The following is an 11,351-nucleotide window of genomic DNA, read 5'->3' as shown; positions in this document are numbered from 1 at the left end:
TATCCGTGCCAACGGGTGAACGAACGATGAGAATTCCTCAACGAAATAAGGGATTTCCCGGTAATGATATTCGGCCAGTCGATAAAAATAAGGGATTTCCCGGTAAATTTAGTGGGGCCTGTAGAGATAAATTATGGATTTCCCGGTAAAGAGAGTGGGGCGAGTCGAGATAAATGAGGGATTTCCCGGTAATGATAGTGGGGCGAGTCGAGATAATTTAGGGATTTCCCGGTAATGATAGTGGGGCGAGTCGAGATAATTGAGGGATTTCCCGGTAATGATATGCAGCGACTCGCCCCTACATCCCCTACATCCCCTACATCCCCTACATCCCCTACATTCCCTACATCCCCTACATCCCCTACATTCCCTACATTCCCTACATTCCCTACATTCCCTTATTTCTTGTCTGTTTTTAGCGAACATCAGTATAAGTAAAACTTGATAGTCTGTCGGTTAACCTTTTAAATCTGTCAAGTAACGCAAATGATACTTTCTATGTTAAGGAATGTGAACACCTAAAAAACAACTGAAAACCCTGATATTGCCGTTGTACCGGGACTGTAGTATGATTTGTGAAGATAGATTAAACATGAGACGTTGGGTTTTTATTCGCTTTTATCGATAAATTGAGTCAAAAAATCTCCCAATTGCCGATTACGCCAACAATCTGATAGTTTTAAGAATCAAGCACTACAAATACTACACGCCGATCTCAATGACATAATTTTGGCAACGCCATCCGTGGCTGATTTGACAAAAAAAACGCTATATGCAGGGGAGTCAGACTAAAAAATGAGCATCCATATCTTTGGCATACGTCATCATGGACCCGGATGTGCGCGATCGCTCTGTCATGCTCTGCACAATCTCAACCCGGATATCCTTTTAGTTGAAGGTCCTCCGGATGGGGATGGGATGCTGCCTTTCGTGACTCATTCCCAGATGCAACCGCCTGTGGCGTTATTGGTTTATAGACCCGACCAACCTCAACGGGCGGTTTATTATCCCTTTGCTATTTTTTCCCCAGAATGGCAAGGGATTGATTTTGCCTTAACTCAAGGGATTCCGGTGCGGTTTATGGATTTGCCCTTGGTGCATCAGTTGGCAGGGGAAGCTGGGGGAGCTCTTGAAGCAGGGGGAGCAGGGGGAGCTCTTGAAGCAGGGGGAGCTCTTGAAGCAGAGGAAGCAGGGGGAGCAGGGGGAGCAGGGGGAGCAGGGGGAGAGGATGAGATTCAGGTTGATCCGTTGGGTTATTTGGCAAGAATTGCTGGGTATAGTGATGGGGAACGTTGGTGGGAACAGTTAGTTGAACATCGCCAGGAGAGTACAGATGTATTTGAGGCGATTTTAGCGGCAATGACGGCTTTGCGTCAGGATTTACCCCCCAGAGATGATCCGAGGGAAGCGCAACGGGAAGCCTATATGCGGAAACAGATTCGGGCGGCGCAAAAAGAGGGGTTTCAATGCATTGCTGTTGTCTGTGGTGCATGGCACGCTCCTGCATTGGTGGATATGCCTGCGGCGAAAGCGGATAATGCGTTGCTTAAGGGATTGGCGAAAACGAAAGTTGAAGCTACTTGGATACCGTGGACTTATGGGCGACTGGCATTTAAGAGTGGCTATGGGGCGGGTGTTGAATCTCCGGGTTGGTATGGTCATTTGTGGGATTGTTATCAGGATGGGGGAGATGGGGGAGCAGAGGGAGCAGAGGGAGCATGTAGAGACGCGCCATGGCGCGTCTGGGGAGCTGGGGGAGTTGATTCAAGTCTGAGTCAGGGCGGGTTTTGTACCAACGTTACTATCAATCGCGACAAGAAAGTCCCTAAACCCGCCCCTACAGATATGTCAGGACACATATCAAAACTCAACGATCAACAATCAACGATCGCGATTCGGTGGTTGATTAAGGTGGCGCAGTTGTTGCGTCAGGAAGATTTAGATGCCTCATCTGCTCATATTATTGAAGCGGTACGGTTGGCGGAATCTTTGGCAGCATTGCGCGATCGCGCGATGCCGGGTTTGCTGGAGTTAAAGGAAGCGACGCAAACGGTGCTGTGTTTTGGCTCTGATCTGCCAATGCGCTTAATTCAAGACCAACTAATTGTCGGTGAACGATTGGGAGAAGTTCCCGATGAGACGCCCATGGTTCCCTTACAACGGGATTTACAACAGCAACAGAAACGGTTACGCCTCCGGGCTAATCCCACCGAGAAACAGTATGAACTAGATTTACGCAAAACAAATGACTTAGCGCGATCGCATTTACTCCATCGTCTGGATTTACTCGGCATTCCTTGGGGGATACGACAATCGACAAGGGGAAAAGGAACCTTTAAAGAAGGATGGCGGCTGCAATGGCATCCAGAATTTGCCGTTAAACTCATCGAAGCCGGAATTTGGGGGAATACAATCGATTCGGCGGCTACAGCATACACCCGACATCAAGCACAACAGGTGCAAGCGTTACCGAGTTTGACTCAGTTAGTTGAAACTGTCTTATTGGCAAATTTACCCAATGCGTTACCCGAAGTGATGCATCGCCTACAAACTGAAGCCACCCTTAACCGAGATGTCGCCCAATTAATGGAGGCATTACCCCCATTGGCGCAAGTCTTACGCTATGGAAATGTCCGCCAAACCGACACTCGGATGATTATCTCGGTGGTGGATGGATTGGTGACTCGGATTTGTCTGGGTTTACCTCTAGCTTGTGCATCTCTGGATGATGAAGCAGCACGGCATATCGATCAGCGTATCCAACAAATGAATTACGCGATTTCACTGTTGAATAATCTGGAGTATAAACAATCCTGGCAACAGGTATTATTACAACTGACCGATCAAGCCAACCTGCATGGGTTACTCGCAGGTCGAAGTTGTCGATTATTATTGGATGCTGGAGTCTTTAATCGGAATGACGCCTCCCGTCGGTTAGCGTTTGCTCTCTCTCAAGCCAGTGAACCCCCGCAAGCGGCGGCTTGGATAGAAGGGTTTTTGCAGGGGAGTGGATTGTTACTCCTGCATGACTATCCCTTGTGGCAAGTTGTCGATGATTGGATGATTCAGCTTCCAGGGGAAACCTTTACCGAGATATTACCGTTATTACGTCGCACCTTTGCCAGCTTTTCCATGGCTGAACGACGCCAAATCGGGGAACGAGTCAAACGGGGAACTTCAGTTGAGACACCGGGGATAGGGGAGGAGGAATTGGATTGCGATCGCGCGAATGCGGTTTTACCCATTGTGGCGCAATTGTTAGGTGTTCGTAGAGACGCGCCATGGCGCGTCTCTACATAAATGATGTGTCCTAACCGCTATGGCGATTGCTATATAAATAGTTGGGGTGAGGAGAAGCTGGGGGAGAAGGGGAAGCCAAGGACAAATGACGAAGGACAAATGACGAATGACTTATTCCCGATACAAAAATAACTCGTCCTCAATATCTTGCTGCACCTCAGTATTTATCTCATCACTGATCCTTAAACAATCCACCAATAATTGATTCGCATCATAATAATCCCATAGCGATCGCGTCTGGTTTCTGCTAAACTGCCAATCATGTTCCCCTTGCTCATGTTGTCCCATGAAAAAGCAAACTTGCTCGATCCAAGAGTGACGATGATTAAACCACCATTGGTTCAACATCTCCACATTCGATTGAAACTGAAACACGGGATGGAGTAAAGTTGTTAGCGATCGCGCTAATGTACCCAGACGCTCAGGATCAACCGCTAGGTTAAATGCTAGACTATAATTCAAGGTAGCGTTCAGGATTAATGCCCGGTATAACGGTGGCGAAAACGACTCATTGGGCAAATACTCCTTCGTTTTAAACGCTAACGCCTCCGGTAATGTAAACTTAACGTCTAACTTTCGGGGTAAGGATAAGCATGAGAGTAATTGCTGTAACGGTGGCGCTTCCAAAGGTTGATCAAGCAGATATGAATTGAGTGTCTGGGCTAACGCCTGATCCAAAATTAAAGCCAGGGCAAAATCAAAGGCTCGCACGGCGGATGACTTGTGGGATAATGGACTAGATTTGGATTGATGGTCTATCCAGTTCACGAATTGCCCTAATCGCTGATCCGGTATCAATAACTGATCCACCCCTTGTTTCATCGCCTGGATTAATTGTTCAGGGTGACGCAATAGGGTGACAGCGAATAAAAATACCTCTCGCCAGGATTGTTCAGTCAAGTGCGTCACTAATTCCGCGATCGCGTCAGGCTTCTGCTCAGTTGTCGTGGTAAACTCTCTAGCGGTGAAGTATTGCTGAACACTCAAATTAGCAAAAGAATAGATGCGCCGCGATCGCTCCACCAATACTCCATGGTGACATTCAATCGCTTTTAAAATCCCTTGACTCTGTATCTGTAAGCCAACCGGATCAACCTCCTGATAATCTGGGAGTGTTTGCAGATAGTCACCAATATAGTGTTCCAACTGAGATTGGGCAAAGCAATACTGCTGTTGGGTAAAGGTAACAGACGCCACTTGATCCAACAGCTTCAACCGATTTACCCAAGCCAACGGTTGTTCAGCAGAATCTCGCTCAACCCCTTTCGAGTGATCCCATTTCTGGAGCAGAAGATCCAATCCTTCCTGATAAAGTCTAGCCTGTTGGCGAGGAAAACGGGCTTTGGATTGGAAGACATGGCAGATGAAACTGAGCAATAGAGGGGTTCTCACCATGTCCTTAATCGTCACGTTTTCCGGATACTCCAGTTGGGCAATAAACTCAGTCGCTTTCGCTAACCCCCTCTCCCAATTAACACCAGCCAAAGCCACAAAGTACTTCCGGGCAAAATGACTAATTTGAGTCAACGTCCAATCGGCAAGTTCCACCTCAGTAAATCCGCCAAACCGATACAATTCCACCCCAGTGCGACAGGTGATCACATAGCGATTTTTAGCATAACGATTACAGAACCAACGCAGTTTGTTGAATAGAGAGAAACGCCTCAACGGGGAGATTTCATCCCAGCCATCTAGCAAAATCAGCAGTTTCCCCTCCTGGAGTAAGGTTTTCACCGTTTCCCCAGAGACACCGCGATCGCTAAAATCTTGGCAGATATAATCCAGTAAGCTTAGAGTATTGGCTTGTTGCACCAAAACCCTCAATTCAATATAAATCGGCACCTGATCCACCGCAAATTTACCGTGAATACACTGAGTCGCCACATACTGCAAAAACGTAGTTTTACCCGTTCCCGGTTTCCCCCAAAGGATTAGGTTGGTTTGTCTTGCCAACACCACCATTGCCAACACTCGTTCCTGAGAGATTCCATCCACACTCAACCCATAACCCCTCTCCCGATTCACTTGAAAATGTCGCCGCCAATCCATCAAGTCGAACCAGCATCGGTTGGGGATATCTTGCAAAACCTCCACATCAATATAAATATCCGCTAGGGAAATTGGTTTCGGCAAATCCCATAACTGCACGGTATCCAATTGAGTCTCAATCTGATCCTGGCAGCAAGCACGAACCTCAGCAACTAAGGCGTTGAGTTCAACCGGCTGATTTCCCGAAAAATTCATCGGTTGGGATAGCCTCTCGTCTGGAACCTGAGTCGCCACCTCTTGCCAGGATAAATCCAGTTGCGAGCAAATCTCGATGAAAATCCGTCGCTCAACGGGACGACCCGCAAAAAATTTACTGATGGATAGGCGAGTCTTAATCCCTACCTTTTTCGCCAGCAGTTGATGAGTCCACTGTTTCCGCGCCATCGCTTCTTTGGCTTGGACGATACCCTGTGCATTTGCCGAAAGCGATCGTTTACCCATATCACACTTCCACCCTTGTTAACTACCGATTCCGCGATCGCAGTCGGGGAGGTTCTGAAGAAACGGTAACACCGCTATACAATAATCCCTTTGTTGATGTTGAATGGACACGACAAGGTGCATCTCAACATCCTATCTGGTTCTCCTCAACTGACTAAATCGGTACTCGATGATACCTCAATTCGGTTCTCTGATTGGCGCTACCGATTTAGGTGATATAGAAAAAACACGCCAAATCATACCAACTTATACATATTGACCATAAATCTCAACGCGATGTTGATATATCACCTTATAGACTAGGATAAAGCTTCTCAAACTAGAGCATAGCATAAGTTAACCTAAAGTAGCACTTTGTTATATTCATTAAAAAAAACAAGCAAATAATTAAGTTATGCAAAAAAGCACAAACGCAAACCATTTTGATTTAAATCATACACATTAAAGTCAAAAAGAATCGACAAGAACCTTGACGATCTCCGGGGATCGTGTACTGTATAAGACAGATTAAAGATTACAAGTTTACAAACTTTTGAAAAATGAGAAGGTAGGTTTTCATAAAATGCAACTTTTACAACAGATAAGAGCCACTGAATCCCGCCAAACTAACTTGAGTCACTTAAAGTACGGATTTACCGATAAAATCTCCCAAGAGCTAGAAGAGTAGATGCTCCTGAGCAAGATTTTCCTCAAACTCCTAGAAGATTTCCGGGGACACCTGAGCGACGATTAAGAGTTAGAGTATCTGCAAATGATTCAAGACTCGGTACACCAGATGACTCAAGCCTTACAGGAGGCGATCGAGGATTTTGTCGCCGAAACCACTTAACCTTTAGTTAACCAGTCCTCCGAGAACATTGAGGGAGATAATCATGATATGAACTTAAAAAAAGAACAGTATTTAGAAATCTTGTCCAAACTGGGATTAGCCTATTGGCTGGAAGTGATTACCCATGATCCTGGGTGTGTTTACTACTTTGGTCCCTTTGGCACAATCCAAGACGCTGAATTATCCCAGCACGGTTATCTGCAAGATATTCTCGAAGAAAGCGCCCAACTCATGAGCGTAACCATCAAACAATTTCAGCCTCACACCCTAACCATTTTTGAAGATAGTCTGGTTTGATATTGGGGTGAACCTGAGTCATTTGTCTCTGGATTTATGGCATTAATTTCTGTTCAAACATGAGGTAAGCGGGTTAAAAGGACAGTATCCTTTTACTGTTTTTATAACCCAATCATTTTTTTAATTAACCATAGATGTAGCTTGCTTCTTTTCGGGAAGCGAGTATGAATTTTCATCGTTAACCTTAATTTTGTCTGACTACTTATAGACACGTAGACACGAAATGCTGTGTCTAGTCAAGACAATTTTGGGGTTAAAGTTCAACGACTGAATCGATGTCCTTGACTTGTGTTACAACCTAAACACCTGAATCGACTTGGAAGTTATAACCATGAGCAACAATGTGCCAGTCCAAACCCGCCTCTTGAAAGTCATTCAAGAAGAAATTGAAAACGCCTTAGACGCTTATCCGAACAAGTTTTGCCGAATTTTTTTTACCTGTACCAACCTACGCCAGGACTTACTATGCTACGTTTTGTGTAAACTCTCGAATGATCCCCAGGCTGTTGCGGTTAAACAAGGCAAAAAACTGTGCAGTAAGCATACGTTTCCCTATTATTCGTTGGAGATGCGATTACACCTGGAATCGTATATTCGTGAAGGCATGAATTGTTTATTGTCAGATACCTACCACGGTTTCAATTTCGGGAATAGGGAATAGGGAATAGGGAATAGGCAATACTCTTCTTTCCCTTCTACTTTCATTGAATTCTTTTTTAATCAACCCATTTTAATCAAATCATGAGAACCATCAACTATGCAGTATCAATCTGTCGTCATTGTGGTCACTATCAACCCCAAAAAGGCTGGGGATGTCACTGTCAACAGCTAGGCGTGGCTGTACAGGGAAAATGGAAAGCTTGTCCTTTAGCCATTTCCCCCTTTGTCACCTGTGCTGAACACCTCGATGGGGTGGACTGTGGCTTAATGCATCGATAATTTGTTCCTTCCTGTGGTATCACTTCCCATGTTTAATTCCTTACCGACTGAATACACCAATCGAATTCTCTGCTACTATACAAATACCAGTAAACAGATTCAGATCATTCGGATCACTGATATTCCCAATTGGTACTTTGAGCGGATTTTATTTCCCCAACAGCGCCTCCTGTTTGAAGCGATTCCCCATGCTCATTTAGAAGTCTATAAAAAGAGATTTGGCGTGGCAGATTTAGCGGCTACGATTCTGTGCGATTTCTTGCAAGTGCAAGAGGAAGCAGAAACGCCTTCTCCTTTATATAGTGCTACGCGCTAGGCAATAGGCAATAGGCAATACTTGTAGTGCGAGCATCTTGCTCGCTCCTACTCCCATTACGGCATAAAACTATGGAACTAAAATCTAGCACTGATCAGGATTTCAGCCATTAACATTACCTAATCTTATAGTGGGAAGGGAGTAAGTCGTCTGATTCTCCATTACTCCGTCAATTCCCCCCGCATCACAGTAACCGCTTGTCCGCCCAAAATGACGCGATACGTTCCTTCGGAACAGGCTCCGCCAACGCTCCCGGTATAACGTACCTTGACTACCCCGCCTCGATGGGAGGCTTGATAGGCTAAGAACTCATTTTTACTGATGCGATCGCGCCAGAAAGGTGCTAAACAACAATGGGCGGCACCCGTCACCGGATCTTCGTCAATCCCTAACCCCGGTGCAAAGAAACGAGAGACAAAATCATACTCCGAACCCGAATCAGCCTGACTGGTAACAATAACATCAGATATCGGTAAGGTTTTGAGTAAGCCAAAATTGGGCTGTAGATGTCGCACCATCTCTTCCGATTCCACTTCCACCAAATAGCCCAAAGAATTCTGCCAAACGGACTGAATCGGTACGCCTAACGCTGACGCAAGGTTTGGCGGGGCGGTTATGGATTGGGAATGATTTACCGGGAAATCTAACTCAATCCATTCACCCTGATGCTGGGCAATGAGTATCCCGCTTTTGGTATAAAAACGGGCGGGTTTATCCGGGGACAGATGACCCTCTGACCACAAAACATGGGCGCTAGCTAAGGTAGCATGACCACAAAGCGGGACTTCTACTGTCGGGGTAAACCAACGCAGATTAAACCCATCCTCTTGCGGAACCAAAAAGGCAGTTTCAGACAGATTCATCTCCTGTGCCACATTCTGCATCCAGCTATCCGGTTGGGGAGCCGACAAAACACAGACAGCGGCTGGATTTCCAGTGAATGGAGTATGGGTGAAGGCATCAACTTGAATGATGGAGTGTTTCATTGCTTCATTTCATGTGCGGGTGTATTGTGCAAGTCTCATCTAGAAGTGCTACAGTTCTTCAATCTCTTCTCTAGTCAGTCCAGTTGCTGCTGTGATGGTGTCAATATCAGTCCCTTGTTGTTTTAAGAGTCTGGCTATGTTAATCTTTTCCTGCTTTTTACCTTGCTCTATACCCTCTTGGATACCTTGCTCTATGCCCTCTTCTAAACCCTCCAATCTTCCCTCTGAGCGGGAACTTTCGATTAGACTAATTTCGTAGCGTCGATTTTCCATAAATCTCAGGTAGTTGGCTCTTTCGGCTTCACTCAAACTATCGACGAGTAAGTTTTCCTTCGCTTCCGCTAATCCTTGAGCAGTAAATTCATCTTTGATTTGGCTCTTTTTCAGAAAATATATCCATTCGTCTAGAGTATCCTTCGCCACCTCGTTAAAGTTGTTAACTTTAATCACATAATACTCTGGAAAAACCTCATAGACATCTTGGATATTAAACAGTTTCCGCTGGTTGATTGATAGCCCCAACCTGTCTTCTATATGCAAGCCCCGAAAATCTAATATCCCTTTATAAATATAATCATCTCCCTGTCCTAAAGAAAAGTAGACGATATTCACTGAATAGACTTTCTTGACGTTGCCGTAAGGTTCTCCTTTTTCCAGAAAGTCGGTAATTAATCTGGATGTGCCGTAGAGCATCCGATGAAAATAATCTTGCTCTGTACTGTTTTGCACTTCAATGAGAATTAATTCTCCCTGGTCATTTTCGGCGAGAATATCGACTCGATTTAGCTTGTCATCTTCGGCTTGTTGATTGCTTTCACCTTCGAGTATTGATTGAATCGTGATCGGTTTCCTCAATAACTCGCTTAAGAAACCTGCCAAAACACCATAATTGGCTTTGTTTCTCAGTAATTTTTTAATCGCCCAATCAAATCGGATGTGTGTTTGGGGCATAACGGCATCGATAGAAACATCTACTGAATCTATTTTGACAGATTTCGTCCTAATGATTCAAGATAAGCGGCTCAATTGCTAGAGTGTCGGTCAAGTATTCCGAGAAACCGGGTTTCTCGTCAGGATGACAACGCAATATAAACCTTTCACCTGGCATAACCCGGTTTCTTGACCGATGTTATAGGACAAGAGTACAGGTTCTAAATGAACCACCCTATCCTCTATGCCAATTGTGCTATAGTTGCTCAATCTCTTCTCTAGTCAATCCGGTTGCTGCTGTGATTGTGTCAAGGTCAGTCCCTTGTTGTTTTAAGATTCTGGCTATGTTAATTTTTTCTTGCTGTTTGCCTTGCTCCATACCCTCTTGTATACCTTGCTCCATACCCTGTTTAATACCTTTCTCAATTCCCTCTTCTAAACCCTCCAATCTTCCCTCTGAGCGGGAACTTTCGATTAGACTGATTTCATAGCGCCGATTTTCCATAAATCTCAGGTAGTTGGCTCTTTCGGCTTCACTCAAACTATCGACGAGTAAGTTTTCCTTCGCTTCCGCTAATCCTTGGGCGGTAAATTCTTCTTTGATTTGACTCTTTTTCAGAAAATATATCCATTCGTCTAGGGTATCCTTCACTACCTCGTTAAAGTTATTGACCTTAATCACATAATACTCTGGAAAAATCTCATAGACATCTTGGATATTAAACAACTTCCGCTGATTAATTGATAGACCTAATTTATCATCTAAATGAAGACCCCGAAACTCTAATGTCCCGTAGTAAATATAATCATCTCCCTGTCCCAGAGAAAAGTAGACGATATTCACGGAATAGACTTTTTTGACGTTCCCGTAAGGCTCTCCTTTTTCGAGAAAGTCGGTAATTAATCTCGATGTGCCGTAGAGCATCCGATGAAAATAATCTTGCTCTGTACTATTTTGCACTTCAATGAGAATTAATTCTCCCTGGTCATTTTCTGCGAGAATATCGACTCGATTTAGCTTGTCATCCTCGCCTTGTTGATTGCTTTCACCTTCGAGTATGGATTGAATCGTAATCGGTTTCCTGAACAACTCGCTTAAGAAACCTGCCAAAACACCATAATTGGCTTTGTTTCTCAGTAATTTTTTAATCGCCCAATCAAATCGGATGTGGGTTGGGGACATAACAGCATTTAGGGGAACGTCTACTCCATCTATTTTGACAGATTTCGTCCTATTCTTTCAATATAAAGCACTTTCCGCTCT

The 11,351-nt window shown here is 44.7% G+C and carries 9 protein-coding genes; 5 read left to right on the top strand and 4 right to left on the bottom strand.

The features are described from left to right. Positions 1-795 precede the first annotated feature (795 nt). Entirely contained in the window at positions 796-3,300 is a 2,505-nt protein-coding gene (locus tag RIG27_RS09160) for a DUF5682 family protein (protein ID WP_446344436.1), read from the top strand. 111 nt (positions 3,301-3,411) lie between these two features. Here RIG27_RS09160 and RIG27_RS09155 read toward each other — a convergent pair whose 3' ends face one another. Continuing rightward, the gene (locus RIG27_RS09155) at positions 3,412-5,790 is read right to left on the bottom strand and encodes an NACHT C-terminal helical domain 2-containing protein (RefSeq protein WP_446344434.1); all 2,379 of its coding nucleotides are present in this window, start codon (positions 5,788-5,790) and stop codon (positions 3,412-3,414) included. Positions 5,791-6,667: 877 nt separating this feature from the next. On the opposite strand from RIG27_RS09155, the gene RIG27_RS09150 reads away from it, so the two are divergent. From RIG27_RS09150 to RIG27_RS09135, 4 genes are all read left to right on the top strand, one after another. Beyond that, positions 6,668-6,916, top strand: a complete 249-nt coding sequence (locus RIG27_RS09150) for a DUF1816 domain-containing protein (RefSeq protein ID WP_446344432.1) — start codon at positions 6,668-6,670, stop codon at positions 6,914-6,916. Between the two features lie 331 nt (positions 6,917-7,247). Beyond that, entirely contained in the window at positions 7,248-7,577 is a 330-nt protein-coding gene (locus RIG27_RS09145; RefSeq protein ID WP_446344430.1) for a hypothetical protein, read from the top strand. An 80-nt stretch (positions 7,578-7,657) separates the two neighbouring features. After that, positions 7,658-7,855, top strand: a complete 198-nt coding sequence (locus tag RIG27_RS09140) for a hypothetical protein (protein ID WP_446344428.1) — start codon at positions 7,658-7,660, stop codon at positions 7,853-7,855. 28 nt (positions 7,856-7,883) lie between these two features. Continuing rightward, positions 7,884-8,171: a DUF1830 domain-containing protein gene (locus RIG27_RS09135; RefSeq protein ID WP_446344426.1), complete on the top strand. Its 288-nt coding sequence runs from the start codon at positions 7,884-7,886 to the stop codon at positions 8,169-8,171. Between the two features lie 161 nt (positions 8,172-8,332). On the opposite strand, the gene RIG27_RS09130 is transcribed toward RIG27_RS09135, so the two are convergent. The 3 genes from RIG27_RS09130 to RIG27_RS09120 all read right to left on the bottom strand — a co-directional run bounded on the left by RIG27_RS09130 (position 8,333) and on the right by RIG27_RS09120 (position 11,270). After that, positions 8,333-9,157 carry a PhzF family phenazine biosynthesis protein gene (locus tag RIG27_RS09130; protein ID WP_446344424.1) on the bottom strand — a complete coding sequence of 275 codons (825 nt, stop codon included), beginning with the start codon at positions 9,155-9,157 and terminating at the stop codon, positions 8,333-8,335. A gap of 48 nt (positions 9,158-9,205) precedes the next feature. Beyond that, positions 9,206-10,108, bottom strand: a complete 903-nt coding sequence (locus RIG27_RS09125; RefSeq protein WP_446344423.1) for an Rpn family recombination-promoting nuclease/putative transposase — start codon at positions 10,106-10,108, stop codon at positions 9,206-9,208. Positions 10,109-10,343: 235 nt separating this feature from the next. After that, positions 10,344-11,270, bottom strand: coding sequence for an Rpn family recombination-promoting nuclease/putative transposase (locus RIG27_RS09120; protein ID WP_446344421.1), 927 nt, complete (start codon positions 11,268-11,270; stop codon positions 10,344-10,346). Positions 11,271-11,351: the final 81 nt, after the last annotated feature.

Origin of the sequence: Coleofasciculus sp. F4-SAH-05 (assembly GCF_040222985.1) — a bacterium.
GTDB classification, from domain to species: domain Bacteria; phylum Cyanobacteriota; class Cyanobacteriia; order Cyanobacteriales; family Coleofasciculaceae; genus Coleofasciculus; species Coleofasciculus chthonoplastes.
Note: the sequence above shows the minus strand (reverse complement) of the source record. Positions and strands in the feature narration are given on the sequence as shown.